Origin of the sequence: Haloferax namakaokahaiae (assembly GCF_042663225.1) — an archaeon.
Taxonomy (GTDB): domain Archaea; phylum Halobacteriota; class Halobacteria; order Halobacteriales; family Haloferacaceae; genus Haloferax; species Haloferax namakaokahaiae.
The window spans coordinates 89810-112147 of sequence record NZ_JBHTAA010000002.1 but is presented as its reverse complement, the minus strand read 5'-3'; the positions used below and the strand labels follow the sequence as shown (position 1 = coordinate 112147).

Below are 22338 nucleotides of genomic sequence, written 5' to 3'. Positions count from 1 at the left end.
ACAGAAACTATTTTACCGGTGCCCACTGCATGTGAAATCGTACCAAACAAATCATGGAGATTACAGACATCTCAGCGACGAAAATCAGTAACGAGTCGTGGGGAGAGTTCATCGAGTTCCCACTCGTCACCATCATGTCGAAGTACGACGAATACCGCAACGTCGATGGCGAGAATCCACAGGCGCGACGCAAGTGGATGGGACCGGTTGGCGACGTCGTCGTCGAAGTAGAGACAGACGCCGGCATCACCGGCGTCGGCGTCGGCAACTGGGGCACGGGTGCCATCGCAACCGTCGTCGAGGAGACGCTCTCGAAGATAGTGGTCGGCGAAGACCCCATGCAGCGCGAACTCCTCTGGGAGCAGATGTACCGTGCGACGCTCCCATTCGGTCGGAAGGGCGTCGCCGTCATGGCTATCAGCGCGGTCGATCAGGCGCTGTGGGACATCGCAGGAAAGGACGCCGGAAAGCCGGTGTACGAACTGCTCGGCGGCCCAACCAAAGACGAGATTCCCGCGTACGCGTCGAATCTCCACCCCGTCGATATGGAGAAACTCGAACGCGAGGCTATCCAGTACGTCGAAGAAGGGTTCGAAGCGGTGAAGCTTCGGTTCCTCCACGGCCCCGGCGACGGACGCGCAGGGATGAAGAAGAACGAGGAAATCGTCGCTACGGTTCGAGACGCCGTCGGCGACGACATCGAAATCGCGGGCGACGCCTACATGGGCTGGTCGGTCAAGTATGCCAAGGAGATGACCCAGCGCCTCGGAAAGTACGACATGGCGTGGGTCGAGGAGCCGGTCATCGCCGACGACATCTCCGGCTACGCCGAAATCCGGGAGGCCGCACCGATGCCAATCTCCGGCGGCGAGCACGAGTTCACCCGATGGGGCCACGAGAACCTCCTCGAAGCGGGTGCCGTGGACATCCTCCAACCCGACGTGGGCCGCGTCGGCGGTATCACCGAACTCACGAAGGTCGCGGACATGGCCGAAGTGCACGACGTGCCCGTGATTCCGCACGCAGGGACGAACCCGACGCTTCACGCTATCGCAGGCCACACGAACATGCCGATGGCAGAGTACTTCCCGACGCCCGAGTGGTTCGAAGAAGAGCAAGAAGAGCGTGAATCGACCTACGCCGACGCCATCTTCGAGAACCCACCCTCGCCCGAGAACGGGTCGATTCCACTACCCGAAGAACCGGGTGTCAGTACGGAACTGAACCGCGACGCGCTCGAACACTTCGCTATCGAGTAACGATGACGGACATCAGCTTCGAGTACAACGTCCCCGTCTTCGCCGGCGCGCCAGACTCGGGAACCGAACCCGTTCACCGCGATACGCCGCAGTACGAGTCGCTCGACTGGCAGACGACCAAGGCAGGCGTGCAGAAGGCAGAAGAACTCGGATTCGACGCGGTCTGGGCACCCGACCACCTCCTGTTAGGAAAGGACCACGCGGAGTACGAGTGCTGGACGCTCCTCTCGTCTATCGCAGGCTTCACGGAGGACATCAACATCGGGTCGCTCGTCCTCTGCAACGACTACCGAAACCCCGCGCTCGTCGCCAAAATGGCGGCGACGTTGGACGTGGTTTCTGACGGACGGCTGGAGCTTGGTCTCGGGGCTGGATGGCACGAACCCGAGTACGACGCCTACGGGTGGGAGTACCGTGGCGGCTTCGAGCGACTCATGCGCCTCGACGAGTCGATTCGACTGATGAAGCGAATGTGGGCCGCCGGCGACGACGGCGCGAGTTTCGACGGCGACCACTACCAAATCGAGGACGCATACTGTATGCCCCAACCGGTACAGGACCCCCACCCACCGATTCTCGTCGGTGGACAGGGCGAAGAGGTCACGCTCAAACTCGTCGCCAAGCACGCCGACGTCTGGAACACGGACGTGTTCAACGGCGACGTAGAGACGCTCGAACACAAAATCGGCGTCATCGAGGACCACTGCGAAACCGTGGGGCGCGACCCCGACGAAATCGAGTACTCGTGGGACGGACACATCATCTGCACCCGCGACGAGGAGAAGTTCGACCACCTCCTCGATTTGATGACGCCCATCCAGTTCGAAGAGGAGTATCAGGACCAATCGAACATCGAGACGGAAGCAGACGCCCGTGAGTACTTCATCATGGGAACGCCGGAGGAGTGCGCCGAGGCCATCGAACGCCGTATCGACGCCGGCGTGACGAAGTTCCAGGGATGGTTCGTGGACTTCCCGGAGACGGACGGCATGGAACTGTTCGCGGACGAAGTGATTCCACAGTTTAGCTGAAGGTGTCGAGGGCGGCGTAACCAACCACACTCTCTTCTCGCATGTTCTACACGGACAAGGAGAGTCATCGGGGACCGAAGCGTGAGAGTAGTCGCTCACCACTCCTTTCCGGCCATGGCGGAAAGATATTTCACGATTGAACATACATACCACGCTATGACAACAGACGTGCCGGTCAACGCGGTGAAAATATCGCTCGAATTAGTGGACCTCATCCGAGAACTCGACGGGGCGGGCGTCTCAGAGGTCGCACGAGAGATAGACAAGCCGACGAGCACGATTCACGACCACCTGCGAACGTTGGAGCAGATGGAGTATCTCGTCAAAGAAGGCGACACGTACTACGTCAGCACTCGATTCCTACAGTTAGGAGCACACGCACGACGGAGACAGAAGGTGTTCAAAATCGCTCGCCCAGAGATAAACGAACTCGCACAGATCACCGGCGAGCACGCGAATCTGATGATAGAAGAACACGGCCACGGCATCTTCCTGTACCGCTCACGAGGGGCAGACGCCGTCCGTCTGGACACCCACGCCGGGATGCGCGTCCCACTGCAGACGACGGCACTCGGGAAATCGATACTGGCGAATCGGCCGCGCGAAGAAGTAGAGTCGATACTCGACCGACACGGGTTGGAAGCCATCACAGACCGGACGATAACGGACCGTGAGGAACTGTTCGAGGCACTGGACCGAGTGCGTGAACAGGGGTTCGCCTACGACGACGAAGAGCGTGTCAGAGGGATGCGATGTGTCGCGGCACCGATTCTGAATCAGGACGACTACGCCATCGCCGCGGTGAGTGTGTCGGGCCCGAAGAGCAGAATGCGCGAAGAACGGTTCACCGAAGAACTCCCGAATCAAATACTCAAGAGTGCGAACGTCATCGAGGTGAACCTCACGTACTCGTAATCGAACCTAGTAATCGAACCTCAGTTACTCGTAATCCTGCTTCGAGCGCAACAGTTAGGTACCCTGGTGTGGGACGAAATAACGATGCAACTCGTTCGCTACACCGCTGGGTGTACTCCGCAGTGGGGTGTACTCCGTGACGACGACGTCATCCCACTAGCAGGTCTCCGTGAGGAGATTACGTACCAACAACTGAACTCCCCCGGCTTCTTGCGAGTCGTCGAAGATGCCGCCGACGCCGCCGAATCCGAAGCGGTGCCCGTCGAAGACGTGAAACTACTGGCACCGGTTCCTCGGCCGGGAAAAATCGTCTGCGTCGGCCTCAACTATCACGACCACGCCGAAGAACAGGACAAAGAGATTCCCGAGCGTCCGCTTCTGTTCGGAAAAGCAGGCGCGTCGGTCACGAACCCCGGCGACCCCATCGTTCACCCGGCAGACGTCGAACAGGTGGACTTCGAAGTCGAACTCGGCGTCGTCATCGGCCAGACCGCCAAGGACGTCGATGCCGATGATGCATTCGACTACGTCGCGGGATACACCGCAATCGACGACGTGAGCGGCCGCGACGCGCAGTTCGAAGACGGACAGTACTTCCGCGGGAAGAGCTACGACACGTTCGCCCCCATGGGACCGACGTTCGTCCCGGAAGCGGACATCGACCCACACAATCTGGACGTCGCCTGTCGGGTCAACGGCGAGACGAAGCAGTCGTCCAACACCTCGGAGTTCATCTTCGGCGTGGACGAAGTCGTCGAATACATCAGCGGCATCACCACACTCCGCCCCGGCGACGTGATTTCGACCGGGACGCCCGGTGGCGTCGGCATCTTCCGTGACCCACCAGAACTCCTAGAACCCGGCGACGTGGTGGATGTCGAAATCGAAGGAATCGGAACGCTCACCAACCCGGTCGTCGCCGAGAACGACAGCTCGTAACTCGGCTTCGGTTCGGGAGTACACAGGTATTTACAGCAAATCTACGTACCACAATCTATGACCAATCATTCTGATACACGCTTAGCAGACAACCATATCGTCGTCACCGGCGGCGCGAGAGGAATCGGCCGCGGAATCGCCGTTCGGTGCGCACGCGCCGGTGCGAACGTGTCTATCTTCGATACGAAGCCGACCGTCGCCGAAGAGACAGCCGGCCTCGTTCGTGAACACGGTGGCGACGCCGAGGTGTACGAGGTGGACGTGACAGACGGCGCGGTCGTCGCCGACGCAGTCGAGTCGGCTATCGACGCGCTCGGGCCAATCGACGGCTTGGTGAACAACGCTGGCGTCCAGCAAGCGATTCCACTCCTCGAAACCACCGAGTCCGAGTGGGACCTCCACTTCGACGTGAACACGAAAGGGACGTTCATCGTCTCGAAGGCGATCGCAGCGCGGATGGTCGAACACGACGTTCGCGGAAGCATCGTGAACATCTCGTCGGTCGGAGCCGAACGACCGTTCCCCGGCCAAGGCGCGTACGGTGCGTCGAAAGCCGCGGTCCTCGCGTTCACGACGGTGTTGGCAAAGGAGCTGAGTGAACACGGCATCACCGTCAACGCACTCAAACCGGGCACCGTCGAGACGCCGATGGTCGAGACGTGGCTCGAAGAACACGCCGAGCAGTCCGGAAAGACCACCGACGAAATCCTCGGAGAGACACTCGACGTACACATCCTCGACCGTATCGGGCAACCAGAAGAGGTCGGTCACCTCGCCGTGCTCCTGCTCTCCGAGGAAGGAGACTGGATTACCGGCGAGTCCATCGCAATCGACGGCGGCTATCTCAAACAGTAAGTCGATACGATTGGTCCCACCGCTCACCTGGTGTTCAGCCTCGTGATCTGTACGGTCACCTCGGAAGCATTTCCGGTGTTATCGGAAGCCTGAGTGTCGATCGAACCAACCTTTTGTCTTTGTACGAGCCGCTCTTACAGTCCCCCGAACGGAAATCACGCACTACACTGTGGGGCCGAGAGTCTGAGGCGACAATATTGACCCAACCATAATTGTTAATTGTTCACATGGAGTCGATACCTATTGTCGGACAATCCGACTAGCAGTGTGACCGACGCATTAACCAGTAGCACATCAGTCATACCGCACAAGGCAATCCGCGATGTGAGTACTCCGTATGTATCACATTCGCAATCACGTGCCCTCGATTGCCCGTGAGCTCAAACCCCATTGATGCTCTTTTTTGATTGCTTCGGGATCGACGACATCGTCTCACGAGTCTGGGCGTGCGCTCTCTGCGTTGCCGACAGTACATTCGTACAGTGACTGGTGGTACAGTTACTCATCGACTCACGAACCGCCCCGAACTACCATCCGACAAGTGATTAGAGGAAGGCCCTCGCTGAGTCATGCGTCGGTTCCGGCATTACCGGAAATGTAGCGTGGAAAGACATTACGCCAGTACGTTTGTAATACCTGTGGTAGCTGCACTTCACAAGTACAATCTGCAGATGGTTGCGGATACCAGTGGGCAATGGCAAACTCGGTTCAGCACATCGATCCTACTAGGTCAACTTTCCAACACTAACCATATAAATTTTCAGACAGTTAACCAGTTACTCCGCCGTCCATGCCCCATATCGACCACACCACACACCATATGTAAACGACATTTCGAAGAAGTATCTTCACTTTATTTATAAATAAGTGGCATTTCGAACAGGATACAGTGAATCACCAACGAAGACACGGAACTTGCAGAACCGACACTAAATCGCTATCGACTTGAGACAACTTTCTTATACAATGACTGTTCAATCAGCATCATGAGTGAGTATCATGGGTGGGTTTGATTCGTCTACAGTGTTGAATCGTGATACGGTGCGCTCGTCTCACCGAACTCAGTGAAGTGGTTCGTGTGATTCCAAGCACTCCGCGAGTCTTCGAATCACTGCTCGACACTCCTCGCGTTCGGTCTCGATTGCACCGGTTTTGAGTCGGGATAGCTGTGTCTCAGTGAGTCGCTCGTGGGCGACAGCAGTCGCTCTCAGGCGGTTGAACTCCGCCGAGTTGTTCGAAGCAAACCGATGTACAGCGCGGAGTCGTTGGACCGTGGCTTCGTCTGCGAATCGGCCGACTATCGAAGTGAGTTCTCTCGCTCGCCACGTGAGTTCCTGAGCAGATTCAGGCGGCCACGAGATGGTGAGCGAATCCGGGGGGTGAGTCAACTGGGAGAGAAACGTCCGATTCGTTCCGACGGCCGCCGAAAACGTCTCGGGGTCGCTGACGTAGTGTTCGAGTTTCGACCGCGAGAAGTCGGCTAATTCGACGAGTCGGGAAACTGGTTCGGAACCGACGTCGGCAGTTTCGAGGTACGACCGCAGACGTTGCGGTGGGGTCGGCAACTCGACGAGTGGGTACGATTCAGCGGTCACCAGGAGAGCGAGCACCTCACGCGACGGAGTCCGCTGTACGTACTCCGTAAACGTCGTCGTTACCGCGTCGTTGTACGCCTCGATGGGCAGAGCGAGTTCGTCGGTCGGCGCTTCGAGGTCGGCATCGCCCAGTGCGGTGATTTCTTCCAACTCGTCGAGACGGTCGGTGAGTTCGCGTCGCCGCTGTTCGACCGCGTGACGTGCTGATTGGTACTCACTGCGAGCAGTTCGCCACGAGACGAGACGCTCGGCGTCCTCACGAACCGGTTCGAGTGCTATCCGAGCCTGTTCGAAATCCTTCTCAGAAAGCGTCGAAGTGATACCCGTCGTGAGGATGTCGTTGACCTCGATGAACGCCTCGCTGTGGCGGATGTCTGCTGGAATCTCGTCCAGTGTGTCCGAAAGCGCTTCTCTGAATTCGATGTAGCCTTTGAGGTCGTCTCGGTCGGTCGCACGTGACTCGTACCGGTCGAGGACTCGTTCGACGTTCTGGAGCGCGTCGGCGACCTCTCGAAGTTCTTCCGTCCCGTGTTCTTCGACTGCGAGACGGGTCTCGTCGAGTCTGCGTGAGGCGGCTTCCATCGTCGCCACGACGTCGGACGTCTCAGTCATCGCAACCCCGCAAACGTGTGAGCGAGTCGGTCGAGACAAGTGTCATTACCGTACAGTGAGGGATTGAGACACAAAAATGCAGTACGTGATTTCCACGCTGTAATATCGACCCGGGGTGTCGAAACTCACGCCGCTGTGAGCCGACACACCTCACACGTATCCACTGCGACAGACGCGGTACGTTCTGCAGCGGACTCAGTACACGGCGTCGAGGATGTCTTGGTCGAGGGTGTCAAATTGTGCCAGATACGTTCGACGCTCGGCACGCAGCGATTCCACTGCACCAGAGACGTCTTCGACGTGGTCACCTACCGCGAATTGGCCGATATCGATACCGCTGACGTGCTCTGGGATAGTCAGCCCGAGCGTCTCGTCTCGCGTCCACTCGACGGTCCCCCGAGCGACACCTTCGAGAATGGCGATTGTCTCCTCGACGCCGACATCGATGGGGTCGTCGGTGCCGACGACGCCGGTGTTGATGACGAAGCAATCGACATCGAGCGACTCGACCAACTCACGGAACCGGTTGCCCTCTTCACCTTTCGACCCGATGATGAACGGGTTCGTGCCGACGACACGAATCGACTCGCCGATACGCGATGGGTCACCGGCGCTCGTCTCGATTGACTCGCCGAGCATGAACGCCACCGCCGCTTGGCGCTCGTCGAGTTTGGCGATTGGTGGCATCAGTGGGTTACGCGTGATGAAGAATATCTGATCGACGGTGTCGAGGTCGATACCGTCGGCCGAGCTTTCGAGGCAGTCGCGCCGAACGACGGCACGAGAGTTTCGTCCGTACCGTGGTTCGTCGAACTGGACCGAGCCGTCGTCATCGACGGCCACGTTTTCGAGGACGGCACGCTCGTCGGTCGCTGCCTCGTAGAGTTCGGGTTGCTCGCCTGCGTCGAGTCCGAGCGTCTTGATGTAGAGACCACCGCCTTCGCTGCCGACGACAGCGCCAGACGGGAGGAGTGCACAAACGTCGTCTTGAACCATCTCTGCCCCCTCGGGGCTGTCCAACCAGAGACCGTGACTGGTCAGCGTGGACTTTCCGGTTCCCGAAAGCCCCAAGAAGAGCTGTCCGACCTCACGCAGCGCTCCCGACTCGTCGTTCAATCGAACGCGTTTACTTCCGGCGTGGAGTCCGAGACCGCCCATCTGCTTCGCCCGATGCATGAACAATCGGAGGAACGACTTCTTCGCTTCGCCCGTGTAGTCGCTCCCGAGTACCACGGTGAGACCGTCGTCGGGAAGCACGCGAATACACGCCTCGTCGGCGGCGTCGGGGAGTTGGACCGTGACGAAATCTGGTTCGACACCGTGCGAGGGTTCGAGCAGTGCCGCCCACGCCAGCGCGATGCGGGCGTACGCTTTTGGAAGGAACAGTCGGCAGACGGCCGAGACCTCGTCGTGTCGGCCGACGACGCGGTCTACACAGAGCACCTCGTTCCGTGGGTCGTTTACCCACTCGGTCGCTCGTTCGACGACTGTGTAGTCCTCCCTGTCGAACGAGTCGTCGATGGCGGTCGCCGTCTGTGCAGCACTTCGAGAGCGATACGCACTGACGTACGACGGTGACCCGAACTCGGTCGTCGTTTCGAGATGCGCAGAGAAGCTACGAAGGTCAGAGATGGATGGGTTGTACGTGATGTGGTCTGCCGTCTCGGGGTTTGGAAAGTCGGCCATTCGTTGCAGCGGGGTCATGTCTTTCATCCTATGGACTCTGTGACGGGCTTTGGAAACATGGTTATTTTATTTGTAATCCATTGTGTAAATTATTTATTCGAATTCAGATAAACCTCTTCTGACTCACAGCGCACCGACGAACAGACCCCCGGTTTAGGCCAGCACAACTCGGATATCGGAGATGCTAATCACCTACTAATCGAAAAGCGTGCCGTGGGAGTTGATTCCGATTCGGCCCAGAGTGCGCACTGTACAGCAGTGCGTCGTGCAGTACTCCCACGACCGGGAGAACAGAGACTGACCCTGCAAGGACAAGCAGGAGAGTGAACTGGAGACACCCACTAATCGGTACTGCAATGTCCCTTGCAGATACGGTCTCGAAAATCGACCACCTGAACGACGAACAGCGCGAGTGTATCGAAATCTGTAACGAAGCAGCAGAAGTCTGCGAATGGTGTGCCGACGAGTGTCTCGGCGACGAAGCGATGGAAGAGTGCGCCCGTCTTTGCCGAGACGTCGCCGACGTCGCTTCTCTGCACGCCCGGTTCATGGCGCGAGACTCACACTACAGCCCCGAACTGGCCGAAGTCTGTGCCGGGGTCTGCGAACAGTGTGCCGAGGAGTGCGACCGTCACGATGCAAACCACTGTCAGGTCTGTGCCGAAGTCCTTCGAGAGTGTGCTGAGAGTTGTCGAAACATGATGAGTGCGTAAACTCAGCTCGCATCGCTGAATACGTCTCTCGTTCACCTCTTCTCGATTCGTCTCTCCATTTTTTCCGTAGAGAAGGGAGAATCGACCGTCGAACAGTCGGACGTCCGTACCCACAGTCTCCGGTACGCACCTGACGGGGTGCAATTGCAAGCTACACGCCTATGGCCCTCACGAGGGTACACGAAGGTATGGCATTAGTCGATTCAGTAATCGTCTTCCTGGTAAGTTTCCTCATCGGAGCGCTGGGGATATACGTCGGCGGGCGAATCGTCACACAGACCAAAAGCTTCGGGAAAGCAGCCCTGACCGCACTCATCGGCGCGCTCGCGTGGTCACTCACGGGGCTACTGTTCGGGTGGATTCCACTGTTGGGTCCGTTGCTCGCCCTCATCGTCTATCTCGCCGTCGTCAACTGGCAGTATCCCTCGGGGTGGGCGAGCGCTGCAGCTATCGCGCTCATCGCGTGGGTCACATCGGCGATAATCCTGTATCTGCTCACACTCTTCAACATCCTCGCGGTCAACGCGTTCGGTGTCCCGGGCGTGTGATCGGTACACTGCGGCAAACGAAGGCGGTTTTTTCTTCAGTCGTCAGTCATCACCGGTGCGTCGATTCGACGACCTGACCGTACTGAACTCGACTGTCACCTGAACGTTCTGCCCGGTTCGGCGCTCGATTCGACGTTCGAGTGTGGGTGCGAGCGCTGGATACTCTTCGTTCGTCGTCCTGCTCAGACTGACGGTGACGGGTGTCGGAGTCGAAGTCAACACCGCGCCGCCGTAGGCGGACTTGACGCTCGTCACCGAAAGGCCCTGATAGTCAGCCTGCGTCAGCGTCGCCTCCACTTCCTCGTTGACCTCGCGTGAGAATTCGACGTCAACGGCTGTGAAGTAGCCCGTCACGGCGAAGAGGAGGACGACGCCAATCAACAGTAAGTAGACGACTCGCCGCTCGCTCGCCGGAACCGACGTGGGCAACGAGTGATTCGGGACGCGCCAATTCGGCCGATATCCCATCACGACGAGGGTGAGTATCGCACCGACGTTGATTGCCAAGGCGTTGACCAACAAGAGCAAGAACGCACCCACCCCGAACATCGGTTCGGTCCACGCGATAGCGAGACCCACGGCGGCCGCTGCGGGAATCAGCGCTGCCGCAATCATCACGCCGATGAGCGACGTGGCTTGCTCTGTCGTGTAGCCGAACGCGCCGACGATGCCAGCGATAATCGCGCCGACCGTCGAAAACACCGAGGGCGAGAGCCGAAGACTCACCAGTTCGAGTTGTGTAACGTCGAGACTCGCAGGCACGAAACCAGCCCATCGGACGGCCAGGCTGAAACACCCGGCAGCGACGATTGCGAGCAAGAAACTGAGCACCTGCTCGCGGAGACTCTTGACGAACAACCGCCAATCGCTGAGTAGTACTCCGGTCGGGGCCGCAAGTGCCGAACTCGCCTGTGGTGCGATGACCATCGCGCCGATGAGAAGCGCCGGTTGGTCGATGAGAAAGCCCGCCGTCGCCGCGATGACGCTGAGGATGCTCCCCACGTAGTACAGTTGATACGGCCACTGGATTTCGCGTACCTTTCCGTGGAGTTCTTCCTTCGAGAGCTTTCGAACACTCGCGGCGTACCTCGCCTGCAACTCGGTGAATCGCGGCGTCTGTGCGAACTCCGCTTTCGTCAGGACGCGACACGAGTCGTCGTCGAGTCCTTTCTCACGAAGGTCGTCGAGGACGGTGGAAACGGCCGCAGTCGGAAGCGGGACAAAGATGTGCGTCTCATCGTCTTCGATAGTGGTGTAATCGAACCCGCGAGTATCGAGGACGGATTCGACTTCGTCGCGCTCGGCGTTCGAGACTTGAATGCGTAGTTCTCTCACGGTCGTATATACAGTGGGCGCTCGGTTTCGAGCCGATACCGGTCGGTGGTCGAATCGGTGGGACGAGACACGTCGTACGAAAAAACGGAACCGAAATCGGGAAAGACGCTTACCGTTTCAGTCGAACCGTATCGTCCGTCACGGTCTCGACGTTCTCGTTGTCGAGTCGGTACGACTCTTCGTCGCTGTCTCCCCAGCCGAGTTTGGACTTGAGGGTGTCTGTGATGCCCGGGTCCGGGTCAACGTAGGCGACCCCGTGTCGAACTTCGATGACGCGTCCGATATCGTCGCCGTTCGGGTTGACTACGCGCTTGCCTTCGTCGTCGTCGGTGAAGACGGTTTCACTTGCCATTGCATCCATACGAATGCGTGCGACCATCCTCATGCTTTAGCTTGCAGGTGCATGTGGGTTCGCCGTCGCATGCCGTCCGTTCGGTACCGACACTCGTGACGGCGCTCACGTTGCGGCGTTCACACTGAGTCTGCCTCTTCGCCGTCTGCGCCGTCTCCCTCTTCGTCTGTGGCGGACGAGCTATCCGTGGAGATACCACCTCGGTCGCTGTAATTGGTCCGACCGACGGCCTCCGCTCCGACCAAATTGTAGATCATCTGCCGGACATCCTCCTCCGACTCGAACTCGTGGTCTTCGAAGCGGCCGAAGATTTCTTCCACCGTCTCACGACCGTTTTCGAGGTCGATTTCGTAGTCGCCGTACTCGTCGATGAGCTCTTTCGTCGTCGTCGGGTAGGAGTGTTCTTCGAGTTCGTCTGCGAGGGGACCGATATCGACGCCTTGCTCGCGGCTATCCTGCTCGCTCTGCTCGTCAGCACTCGACTGGGTAGGTGGGTTTTCATCGGATGCCATGGGTTCTAGACCCGTCGCTGATGAAAAAGAATTCTGCAGGCACATGCAACGAGTGTGCTGCAATCAGGAGATTCGTCCACACGATGCGGAGCAACCAATCACAGACTCGGGGGCACGTCAAAAAATCGGCGTGCGATTTACGAGAGCGCGTGTTCCTCGGTCGAGGAGTCTACGGGCGAAACGTTCGGTCTCGGCGGCCGTGGGTGAGTATCGTCCCACTGCGTCGCAATCGTATTTTTGATGAGTGAGCCGACGCCCCGACGTAAGCGCTCGGAGACCGCCTGATGCGACACGTTGAGCGGCCGGGAGAGTTCTTCGAGGTTCTCCTCACGCGGGACGGAGTAGTACCCACGTTCGAGCGCCGTGAGTAGCGTCTCCATCTGCACCTTCGAGAGTCCGAACTGTCGTGTCTCTTCTATCTGTTCGACCTCCGTGACCTGATACAAGTCGAACCTGACGTCGTTCGACTCGCACTCAGCAGCGAGTTGCTGGAGGACAGACCGGTCCGAGAGGTACATCTCGACGGTCCACCCGTCAACCTCCCGGTGGGCGGTCAAGAACGTGGCTCGACCGTCGGTCCAACCGTGGTAGTCTTGGAGCCTACCGGCTTGGGCGGTCACCCGCGTCTGGTAGAGACGTCGCGTCGAGGCCCCCTCGATGGGAATCCAACGTGAGACAGTCTCGTCGGCGTCCATTCCCGCCTCGAATTCGTCGAGGTAATGGGTGTCGCCAGACACCCACAGCGTCATGTCGAGTTCGCCATCGGTCGTCTTCGATTGGTGTTCGAGTGTCACGCTCACGTCGCCCGCCTGCCGAACGCTCGTCTCGAGAACCGGCGACTCTACGTGCACAGTAGCGAAGAGCGTCATCAGTGTCCCACCTGTGTGTTGCCACTCTGTCGCCGGTGAACAACCGTTTGTACCGTGGGTAGAGGGTCAGTTTCCATACACGTGGAATCAGTGTCCTGTCGTTTTACTGCTGTGCCTAAACACCTAGGGGAGATTGGAGCAACAACGAGGAAATCGACAGCCTCCGTCGAGGGAGAGACGAATTAGCTGCCGTCGGCTACGGTACCATCCTTGCCATTTCATGCCGTGGGCTTTCGTTCGGGGCGCGTTCAACGACGCTTGAAATGAGCGACGAGCGACCGAACGCCGACCCTGACTCTGACAACGACCAACGTGGTCTCACAGAACTCGACGCCGAAGAACGAGAGACCGACGGCTCACGACGGTAATCGACGTGTTCTGAAACGGTCCGAGCGACAGACTCCGTCAACGGAGACGGCGCACTCGACGCTAAGTTGGCGACCCACGCTCGTCAACGGTCCCGTCACCGTCCGAACCGGAGTTGGGTTCGGAGCCTCCGCTGGTGGCAGTCGAATCCGAATCGTCGTCACTATCATCGGCTTCTCGCTTTTCGACTTTGGGTTGTGGCTTGCTCCCGGTCTCTGCTGCCAACAGCGGCCGTTGGCCGAGCGGGTCGCCGTGAAGGAGCCCGGGGAGGACGATTCGCACCACTTCGAAGACGAGGATTGTGAGGATGGGAAGCAGGAAGAACCCGTACCAGCCGAAGACCATCGGTCCGAGGATGTATGCGAACAAGAGGAGAATCGTATCGAACTGCCGCCCCGAGATGTACGGCTGAAGAACCGACTGCGGGAGCAAGTCCAACACGAGAACGTACCCCAGTAGCACCGCACCGACGAACGGAAGCTGGTTCCCCTCGATGTTCATCGATTGGACGCCCAAATACGCGACGACGGGGAGGTACACGAGTTTCCCGACGACGATTGGGACGAGACTAGTGATGCCCGTGAGCAGACCGAGTACGAGTACCAGTGGAATGCGCAAGCCCTCGGGGGCGATGGCATTGGTCACAGAGTACGCGAGCGTCGCCACGATACTCATGAAGAGCACGAAGAGGAGGTTGCCGAAGAACACCGACTCGAGGTCTTCGTCGATAGCGACCGCGTACGTGTACGCCGTGGTATTTCGTCCGCCGAAGAGGACGACGAGTCCGGCGGCGACTGCGTTGTCGCGTTCGAGAAGCGCATACGAGAGCGTCAACGAAAGCGCGAGTACCAACACCGTATCGGCGACGAGCTGGAGAATCCCGATGGCCATATCGACCGTCGAAACGAGCGACCCCCGTAGCTGAACGGTCGAGAGTGGATTGTTCAGCATCGAGAGCATCCGTGCGCGCTCGTCTGCCGGAATGGAGCGAGTGTTGGCGATTTCAGTTGCGAGCATCGAGAACACGCCACCTCCGCTCGAAAGGGAGAGCCGTTGAAGTTGCTGTAACAGCTCGAAAACCATGTAGGACGTGAGCAACAACACCGGCAGTAACACGACGAGAACGGTCAACACGGCCGGGATGCGCTCAGAGTCGAAAATCGTGCTGAGTCGGCGACAGACGGGGCGCGTCGCGTAGTAGCCGAAGATGCCGAGAGCGAGGATATCGACGAACGAATAGGCGAGGAACGCGACCAAGCCGCCGAGTAGTAACACGTAGAGCCACCATCCGATTCGTTTCCGGTTCGAAAGGCTCACGGCCGGCAAACACCCAGCCTGACCGTCGGCGAGTGGTCCGTCCGATAGCTGCAAGTAGTGCCCGCAGCGCACAGACAAAAGAGGTGGTCCATGCGCCTCTTACTGTCGCTGGCCATAGCAAGACGTTGCTTGCAACAGAAAGCACCCCGGGTTCGCCTCCCGACCCGATGTCGATACGGACCGAGCGTTCGTCTCTCTCGCATCGAGAACGCAGTTTGCGGCAAACTCGACACTCCGTCCGACTGTTACGGCGAGAAGTCGGTCGCAGACGAACGGTCGTCGAGCGTGGTTGTATCGTCCGTCCCCGAAATCGTCTCGAACACGTAAGCGATGATCCCAGAGGTCGCCGTCTGACCAAACCACTCGACTATCGACCGCTTTGCGAATCCGGTCGCCCCGCTACCGCTAACGAATCGGTAGGCGACGAAACGCCCCACGGGTCGGCTGAGAGCACTGGCGAGCCTGCCGACATCGACCGACTCCGCGGTCACGTCGCCGTGAAAGACCGCTTCGAAGTCGATCGCTTCGAATAATTCAGAGAGTGCGTTAATTGCAATAATCGCGTCGATACCACGTTCGATCAAGGTTGCCGCTTTGTTTATCAACTGAGTCATAGAGGTTCGGTCTCCAGACTCGACTAACTCACCCGATTCAGATATCGGTTCGGCCTGCGAATGCAATCACACCGTCCGCTCGTCTACGACTCGGTCTCTGCGGTCGAATACATCGCATCGAAGACTTTCTGTTCTGCCTTCCGGAGGTGCTGGTGGAACGTCGGTGCCGAGACGCCCATCGACTCGGCGACTTCTTCTCCAGAGGCGCTACGAGGCCACTCGAAGAAACCCGCGTGATAGGCGGCTTCGAGCGTCGTTCGCTGTTTTTCGGTCAGGTCGGACGCGAGCGCTCGGCGAGGGTCATCGACCTGCCGACTAATCTGTCTCCGTCTGAGCATCTCCGTCCCGGGTGCAATCTCGTTCATGGCGTCCACGACGGCGCGGACATCGACCGTCGATGGGAAATGAGTCGTCAATTGCAGGTCACCCCCGGTGACGATAGCCTCCTCGATGTGGCCACCGAGGGAAGAGACGAGCGATGCCACCGGTGGTTCGACCATTCGAAGTTCGAATTTGGCGGGGTCGTCGTCCGAATAGAAGTGCACCGCTTCCCAGTGGTCGAGTGCTTCGACCAATCGGTGGACAGTTTCGACCGTGTCTCTGGTGGCCGTGCCGTAGGCGAGGAACCTCCCGTCGTCGATGGCGATAATACGGTCAACACGAATCGTTCCCTCTGTCTCGAACTCGCCGAAGAAGTTTCGCATTCGAAACCCCAACTCGACGAGTTCGTCGCTCGCCAGCGCCTCTTTCCGCTCTACTGCAGCAATTGCGTGACCGACAATCTCGCCGAGTCGAGTGATTACGTCGAGTTCCTGCCCCTCGAAGGCGTAGGGTCGTTCCGAGTAGACGTTCAAGACGCCGTAAACCGATTCCTCGTGAACGATTGGAATGGCGGCCGACGAGCGGTACTCGTACCTATCGACTGCCTCGCGCCACGGGTCGTGGCTGGTGCCGATATCGATTGCCTTTGCAGTCTGGACCTCACCCGTCTGGAAGGCTTTGCCTGTCGGTCCCTCGCTCCGCTCGTCCGTTGGGTCGATAGATATCTCGACCTCGTCGAGATACCCCTCGACGCCAGCCTCGGCTCGTGAACTCACCGTCTGCGAGACCGAGTCGATTCCACCGATCCACGCGAACAGATAGGAGTCTGACGCCGCGAGGTGGTCACAGACGGTTTGCTCGATTTCGCCAGGGGTAGATTGCTCGATTATCGAGCTATTGATCTCACTGACCACTTCGTAGAGGTTGTTGAGGGCCGCCAGTTGCGTCCGCTGACGGCGCAGTTTTCGTTTGGCGTCGTCCCGAGCAATCGCAGACGAGAGGATGTTAGCAATCGCCTGGACGAAGCTAGTGTCGGTTCGGGAGAAACTGCGTGGTGACGTGTCGTGAGTCCCGAGGACGCCCCACGGTTCGTCGGCCGTTTCGATTACAGTCGAGATGCCGCTCAGCACACCGTGAGACGTGAGCAAATCGGGGCCACTGAAACGCGTCTCAGTCTCGAGGTTTTCGACGACGACTGGCGCATCAACCGAAAGTGTGTATGCGGCCTGCGAGTCGGTCGCCGTGGCCGAGATTTTCTCCGACCCGACGACTCCGTCGTCCCACCCAGTTCCCGCCAGAAGCGATAACGAATCACCAGTCGGATTCAGTTTCAAAACCTTGCAGTAGTCCACGTCGAGAGCATCGGCGACGAGTTCGGTCGCCTCCTGGAAGACAGACTCCAGGTCATCGCATTCGAGCGCGTACTGTCCGAGAGTGGCGATTACTTCCTGTTGGCGGACCTTGTTCGTGAGTTCGGACTCACGGTCACCCAACGGGGCCGGAACCCGTGAGCGTTCCCCACCAGAATGGTCGTCTCCGGGTGGCGAACGCCACCAAACACGTGCTTTTGCACCTACTTTCTTCGTTTCGAGTACCCCGTGTTCGACCAACTGTTCTAATCGGTCGTAGGCACTGCGTCTGCCGATACCGAGTGAATCTGCTACTTCGGTCGTCGTCAATGGAGTCCCCACGTCGAAGCACGAGAGTGTGTCGCCGAGGCTCTCGGACGGAAACCTCGTATCCATTGGTCTATCACGCATCCCTGGCCGCAAATATCTTTGCTCAGAGTGTTCGAGAACTGAGTTTCTTCTCGTTCGGTCAATGGGACGAGACGGATTCAGCCCAACAGTCTCTCGCTGACGAATAGACACATCCACAGTCTGACTGGGTTTATTCTATATTAAAGAGACAGACGACGCGACGCCGAGTCCACGAGGTTCTGAGCGGCCGAACCCTCGATTACGAAAGTAGAGTTGTAATGCACGTGCGTTTAGAAGCGCTCTTTCGAACGGTAGATGCGTCATTATCGAGTGATTAACCCACGACAACTAAGACATCGAATTGGCCACCTCGACGGACGACGATGCAGACCCAAGCAGTGACCATATCCAGCAGGTGCTCATCTCTGTACAGGAGACGGTGTGGGCCACGTCGGATTCGGACTCTCGTTCGCACTTCCGGCGTGGTGCCTCTGGGACGACAAGGGTAGCGCTGCATTCGTTGACATAGCGGCACTGGCCGCGCTCTTTCCGGACGGGAACCTGTTTCTCGCACACTACTTTCTCGCGCAGTTCCCCCACCCGCAGACCACCGTCTGAAACGACTCACCCGCTGACGTCGTCTCCCGAAGACGCCGTTCGGTTCACAATCGAACGGTAGCAGTCGTCGAGTCACCCGAAACTCAATCGTCGAGGTAGACTTCGTCGTCGGTGACACAGCGGATCGCGTCCGGGTCGATGCGGAACGAACCACCGTCGATGCCGTCACGCCACCCGAGGACAGCGACGAGTGTCGAGGTAATCTTCGGGTCGGGGGCGACGTACACGGTTCCATCCTGTGTACCAGTGACGTGACCAACTGGCGTACCACTGGCACTGATGACGCGTTTTCCCACGTCGTCCACAGTGAGGGCCTGGGGTGACATTGCACTACCAGTTGTGCGAAGAGATTCTATCACGGTTCTCCTTGCGACTGCGTGGAGACGGGAAATCGACTCGTTGTGCTGTCTCCGCTGGAGTCTTTGCGAGGACCGGAACGAACGCCACCGTGTGCACTCCCTTCGTCCGCAAGGACGACGATGAAACGTCTCGGCGGCGTAACTCAGTCGAACCGCAGATGTACTCACTCGATGAAACCTTGCCACCGTCCCCGTGGATAAAAACGGCATCGGGAAGCAACGAAATCGCATACAAACGGAAAGTTGACGACGCTGTCGAGCAGTTCGAAGCCCGTCTCTGTGCCGTTTTAACCAGCGAAGAGTACCCCTACGGAACTGGCTGCCCCAGTTGGGAGGTCACCTTCGAAAAGCAAATCCACGAGATATGCTCGACCCAAGTTCTTGGACGCACCAACAGTCGGTCCGAGGCCCTCCAAACGCTGTTCGACGCGATGCAAATCGTGAACCAAATCGTGAATACGGAACCGAATAGGTCAGCCGAGGAAACGAATTTGAGGGAAGTGTTCCGCGACATGTCAAACGCAGGGAATCGATTTTGAGAGTCGGGTCGCAGAAAGAGATGGCCAGAGATTGCAATATATCAAACAGTTACGTACAAATATATCTAACTCAGAATTTGAATGACGACAAACATCAGGAAGAATAAATTCTCGATTGATATCTAAAATGCCACTGTGACCGAGTACGAGAACAATCAGAGACGTTAATCGTCCCCCAGTACTAGTAGAAAGGAGAACTGAAGTGTAAGTATTTTTTACATCATTAGCAGTTGGGAGGTCCTCGTATCTTATCGACACTCGTGTTCGGGAGTATCGTCGTGGGTCGAATGGATCGACAGTAGATAACTCAGTCTTTGGAGAACGATTCGTCCCCGTACGCTTCCCGAATCTGCTGGAACGCCTCGTGCTGTTTGCGAACGTTCGCTGTCTGGTCTGCGTGCACGTACTCGAACATCGACTCGGGGTCGCTCTCGTACGCCTCCATGTGCTCGACGGCCTCGGCGAGCACGGCGTCTATCTCGTCGTCGATAGCGTCACGCCGCTCGTCGTCGAGTCGGCCGGTCTCGTACAGGAACGACTCGAACCGGTCGAGCGGGTCTTTCTCTCGCCACTCGGCTACCTCTGCGTCGTCGCGGTAGACCGACGGGTCGTCTGCGGTGGTGTGCGCACCGTATCGGTACTGGACCGCCTCGATGAGCGTCGGTCTCGGGGTGCTATCGGCCGAATCGAGCGCTTTCTCTCGGACTGCTTCGGTTACGACGTACATGGCGAGCGGGTCCATACCGTCCACGCGAATTCCTTCGAACCCGTAGGCGTCGGCCTTCTGCGCGAACGTCCGACTCGCCGTTTGTCGCTCTCTGGGCGTCGAAATCGCCCACTGGTTGTTGTTACAGACGAACACCGCCGGAGCGTCGAAGACGCCCGCGAAGTTCATCGCCTCGTGGAAATCTCCCTCACTCGTCGCCCCGTCGCCGAAGTGCGCGACCGCTACGCGTGACTCGTCTCGGTAGTCCATCGCCATGGCCACTCCGACGGCGTGCGGGAGGTGGTCGGCGATGCTGATGTTGAGCGGGAAGACGTTTCGGTCGGCGAGTGCTTTGTGACCGTCTTCGTGGCCTGCCCAGTAGAGGAGGTACTCCCACGGGAACCCACGGGCGACGACTGCGCCGTGTTCGCGGTACTGATACGAGACGATGTCGTCCACCGAGAGCGCGTACATCGACCCGATTTGTGAGCCTTCTTGACCCGCGAGCGAGGCGTACGTCCCGATTCGGCCCTGTCGCTGGAGGCTAATCATCCGCTCGTCGAATCGGCGACAGAACCGCATATCACGAAACATCGAGACGAACGTCTCGTCGCTCAAATCGGGGAGCAGATTCGGTTCGACGACGTTCCCACTCGCGTCCAAAATCTGCACCATCTCCTCTGATTCGAGCGACAGCAGGTCCTCAGCCGATGCCATTGATACACTGTCGTTCGTCTACAACCGTTAAGAAACCCGTCCAACAGGCAGGATTTCGGCCTCACGACGCGACGAGTACGAGAAGAGAGACGCTACAGCCCCAAACTCTGCACGCAATCAGAGACCGAAGTGAGAATCGCGCTCGACGACGGTGTACCCTTGGGCGGTGAGTGCGTCGTCGCGGTATCGGTCGGCGACGAACTGCTGTGGAAGGCGGCGCAATCCGAATCGCCGATTCGACGTGTACTCGACGTCGATACGAGTCTCGTCACCGTCGTCGTGAACCGTCACTGTGTACGTCGCCCACGGTCGGCCATCGACCGTGATATCCAACTCGATTCGCTCGCCGTCCGGCGTGGTTTCAGTCTCCGTGCGGACGGCCACCTCGACAGAACGCAGCCCGAACAGATACGAGACTCGATAGGTCACCGTTCCGTCGCCGTGTTCGATTTCGTCCGCGATTCCCCACTGAAATGCGAGTACCGGGGGTGTGGTCCCGGTAAACGAATCGACGACAGTCTCCGAGTCGAGGTCTGTCCTGAGACGAACGGTTCCGTGCGACTGAATGAGCGGCGCTCGCGCGACGATGAGCAAGGTTGCGGCGACGACGAGCGACGGGAGCAACGAAGTCGTGAGATACGTTCCGAGAAAGAGCGACACGACGACCACGACCACGAGTGCACTCACTCGTCGTTCACGAGTGAGATAGCGCTGTGCGACGGCCTGTGCCTCTGTTGGCCGGTCGATTGTCGGTGGGGAGGGCATCGGCCCGAATTCCTCTCGGGAGACAATTAGTTCTACTGGAGACAATCACGTGAGGCCACTTTTCGAACCCAACGCGTGAGAAGCAAGGACCCCTATTTTGTGTGTTCAGCGACAAGTATGTACTATGTTGGACCGTATCCTCTTTCCGACAGACGGGAGTGCCGGTGCGACTGCCGTACTGGAGCACGCAATCGAAATAGCCGACCTCCACGGTGCCGTGCTCCACCTGCTGCACGTCGCTCCACACCGAGTCAGCGAGGAGGAGAGCGGAGACGAAACCGAGAGAGAGACACGACTAACCGAAGGGGAACGATTCGTCGCCGACGCCGAATCGAGAGCAGAAGAGTCAGCTATCGAAACGGTGGCCGAAGTGCTGAGTGGTGAGCCATACGAAGCGATCATCGACTACGCGACGTCCAACGAGATAGACATCATCGTGATGCCGACCCACGGTCGAAGCGGGTTGCGACGCCTCCTGCTCGGCAGTACGACAGAGCGGGTGGTCAGACGGTCGGAAGTCCCCGTTCTCACGGTTCGACCGGATGAGCAAGAGTCGCTCAGGTACCCTTACGGACAGGTTCTCACACCAACGGACGGGAGTTCGTGTGCCAACGAGGCTGTTCGATTCGGCTGTGAGTTGGCGACATCGACGAGGGCCACCCTCCACGTTCTCTCGGTCGTCAATCTCGCCGTCTTCGGTGCAGATATTCGCGGCCCGATGCTCATCGACCAACTCGAAGAGCAAGCAGAGTCAGCGGTCAGCGAGGCGAGTGGGATTGCGACTGACGTTGGGGTCGAAGAGATTACAGAGACGACGGTCCACGATATCTCGGTTTTCACCGGAATTCAGTCGTACATCGAAGACAACGACATCGACGTCGTCGTTCTCGGCACGCACGGTCACACCGGATTGGACCGGTACATGCTGGGCAGCGTCGCGGAGAAACTCATCCGAAGCTCACCCGTTCCGGTACTGACTGTCCGAGAGCCAACAGAAGAGTGATTCAGTAGCCTCCGGGGAGAGATACGAGCGATTTGGGTTCACGTTTCTCTGCAGGAAATACGCGTGGAACTTTTCGTCTTCCCCCGTGAACG

General features: G+C 58.5%; 21 protein-coding genes. 9 read left to right on the top strand and 12 right to left on the bottom strand.

Annotated features, from left to right (window positions below; genetic code table 11):
- Positions 1 to 53 precede the first annotated feature (53 nt).
- The 5 genes from rhcD (at position 54) to rhcB (ending at position 4999) form a co-directional block, all read left to right on the top strand.
- Positions 54 to 1259, top strand: a complete 1206-nt coding sequence (rhcD, locus tag ACFQJC_RS06335; RefSeq protein WP_390222442.1) for an L-rhamnonate dehydratase — start codon at positions 54 to 56, stop codon at positions 1257 to 1259.
- 2 nt (positions 1260 to 1261) lie between these two features.
- Entirely contained in the window at positions 1262 to 2290 is a 1029-nt protein-coding gene (locus ACFQJC_RS06330; RefSeq protein ID WP_390222441.1) for a TIGR03560 family F420-dependent LLM class oxidoreductase, read from the top strand.
- Between the two features lie 156 nt (positions 2291 to 2446).
- Positions 2447 to 3205 (top strand): IclR family transcriptional regulator, encoded by a 759-nt coding sequence (locus ACFQJC_RS06325; RefSeq protein ID WP_390222440.1) that lies wholly within the window; start codon positions 2447 to 2449, stop codon positions 3203 to 3205.
- 84 nt (positions 3206 to 3289) lie between these two features.
- A complete protein-coding gene (gene rhcF / locus ACFQJC_RS06320) occupies positions 3290 to 4144 on the top strand; it encodes a 2,4-diketo-3-deoxy-L-rhamnonate hydrolase (RefSeq protein ID WP_390222439.1) in 855 nt (284 codons plus the stop codon).
- Between the two features lie 57 nt (positions 4145 to 4201).
- The gene (rhcB, locus tag ACFQJC_RS06315; protein WP_390222438.1) at positions 4202 to 4999 is read left to right on the top strand and encodes an L-rhamnose 1-dehydrogenase; all 798 of its coding nucleotides are present in this window, start codon (positions 4202 to 4204) and stop codon (positions 4997 to 4999) included.
- A gap of 1061 nt (positions 5000 to 6060) precedes the next feature.
- On the opposite strand, the gene ACFQJC_RS06310 is transcribed toward rhcB, so the two are convergent.
- Both ACFQJC_RS06310 and ACFQJC_RS06305 read right to left on the bottom strand, forming a co-directional pair.
- Positions 6061 to 7206, bottom strand: coding sequence for a DUF7118 family protein (locus ACFQJC_RS06310; protein WP_390222437.1), 1146 nt, complete (start codon positions 7204 to 7206; stop codon positions 6061 to 6063).
- Between the two features lie 195 nt (positions 7207 to 7401).
- Complete coding sequence (locus tag ACFQJC_RS06305; RefSeq protein WP_390222436.1) at positions 7402 to 8919, bottom strand: phosphoenolpyruvate carboxykinase (ATP); 1518 nt, start codon at positions 8917 to 8919, stop codon at positions 7402 to 7404.
- Positions 8920 to 9248: 329 nt separating this feature from the next.
- Here ACFQJC_RS06305 and ACFQJC_RS06300 point away from each other — a divergent pair, with 329 nt between their 5' ends.
- The gene (locus ACFQJC_RS06300) at positions 9249 to 9605 is read left to right on the top strand and encodes a four-helix bundle copper-binding protein (RefSeq protein ID WP_390222435.1); all 357 of its coding nucleotides are present in this window, start codon (positions 9249 to 9251) and stop codon (positions 9603 to 9605) included.
- 188 nt (positions 9606 to 9793) lie between these two features.
- On the top strand, positions 9794 to 10153 hold the full coding sequence (locus tag ACFQJC_RS06295) for a hypothetical protein (protein ID WP_390222433.1): 360 nt from the start codon (positions 9794 to 9796) through the stop codon (positions 10151 to 10153).
- Positions 10154 to 10195: 42 nt separating this feature from the next.
- Here the strand turns inward: ACFQJC_RS06295 and ACFQJC_RS06290 are convergent, their stop codons facing one another.
- The 7 genes from ACFQJC_RS06290 to ACFQJC_RS06260 form a co-directional block, all read right to left on the bottom strand.
- Positions 10196 to 11488 carry a TIGR00341 family protein gene (locus tag ACFQJC_RS06290; RefSeq protein WP_390222432.1) on the bottom strand — a complete coding sequence of 431 codons (1293 nt, stop codon included), beginning with the start codon at positions 11486 to 11488 and terminating at the stop codon, positions 10196 to 10198.
- Between the two features lie 109 nt (positions 11489 to 11597).
- On the bottom strand, positions 11598 to 11849 hold the full coding sequence (locus ACFQJC_RS06285; RefSeq protein WP_390222431.1) for a PRC-barrel domain containing protein: 252 nt from the start codon (positions 11847 to 11849) through the stop codon (positions 11598 to 11600).
- 110 nt (positions 11850 to 11959) lie between these two features.
- Positions 11960 to 12352 (bottom strand): DUF5789 family protein, encoded by a 393-nt coding sequence (locus ACFQJC_RS06280; protein WP_390222430.1) that lies wholly within the window; start codon positions 12350 to 12352, stop codon positions 11960 to 11962.
- 137 nt (positions 12353 to 12489) lie between these two features.
- Entirely contained in the window at positions 12490 to 13221 is a 732-nt protein-coding gene (locus ACFQJC_RS06275) for a helix-turn-helix domain-containing protein (RefSeq protein WP_390222429.1), read from the bottom strand.
- 429 nt (positions 13222 to 13650) lie between these two features.
- Complete coding sequence (locus ACFQJC_RS06270) at positions 13651 to 14904, bottom strand: AI-2E family transporter (RefSeq protein WP_390222428.1); 1254 nt, start codon at positions 14902 to 14904, stop codon at positions 13651 to 13653.
- Positions 14905 to 15149: 245 nt separating this feature from the next.
- Positions 15150 to 15518, bottom strand: coding sequence for a hypothetical protein (locus ACFQJC_RS06265; protein ID WP_390222427.1), 369 nt, complete (start codon positions 15516 to 15518; stop codon positions 15150 to 15152).
- Between the two features lie 83 nt (positions 15519 to 15601).
- Positions 15602 to 17584: a bacterio-opsin activator domain-containing protein gene (locus tag ACFQJC_RS06260; protein WP_390222426.1), complete on the bottom strand. Its 1983-nt coding sequence runs from the start codon at positions 17582 to 17584 to the stop codon at positions 15602 to 15604.
- A gap of 396 nt (positions 17585 to 17980) precedes the next feature.
- Between ACFQJC_RS06260 and ACFQJC_RS06255 the strand changes: the two genes are divergently transcribed.
- On the top strand, positions 17981 to 18157 hold the full coding sequence (locus ACFQJC_RS06255) for a hypothetical protein (RefSeq protein WP_390222424.1): 177 nt from the start codon (positions 17981 to 17983) through the stop codon (positions 18155 to 18157).
- Between the two features lie 83 nt (positions 18158 to 18240).
- Here the strand turns inward: ACFQJC_RS06255 and ACFQJC_RS06250 are convergent, their stop codons facing one another.
- From ACFQJC_RS06250 to ACFQJC_RS06240, 3 genes are all read right to left on the bottom strand, one after another.
- Entirely contained in the window at positions 18241 to 18483 is a 243-nt protein-coding gene (locus ACFQJC_RS06250) for a PRC-barrel domain containing protein (RefSeq protein WP_390222423.1), read from the bottom strand.
- Positions 18484 to 19362: 879 nt separating this feature from the next.
- Positions 19363 to 20478 carry a pyruvate dehydrogenase (acetyl-transferring) E1 component subunit alpha gene (gene pdhA, locus ACFQJC_RS06245; protein ID WP_390222422.1) on the bottom strand — a complete coding sequence of 372 codons (1116 nt, stop codon included), beginning with the start codon at positions 20476 to 20478 and terminating at the stop codon, positions 19363 to 19365.
- A 117-nt stretch (positions 20479 to 20595) separates the two neighbouring features.
- Positions 20596 to 21243, bottom strand: a complete 648-nt coding sequence (locus ACFQJC_RS06240; protein ID WP_390222421.1) for a hypothetical protein — start codon at positions 21241 to 21243, stop codon at positions 20596 to 20598.
- Between the two features lie 124 nt (positions 21244 to 21367).
- Between ACFQJC_RS06240 and ACFQJC_RS06235 the strand changes: the two genes are divergently transcribed.
- Positions 21368 to 22246, top strand: a complete 879-nt coding sequence (locus tag ACFQJC_RS06235) for a universal stress protein (protein WP_390222420.1) — start codon at positions 21368 to 21370, stop codon at positions 22244 to 22246.
- The last annotated feature ends 92 nt before the right edge of the window (positions 22247 to 22338 follow it).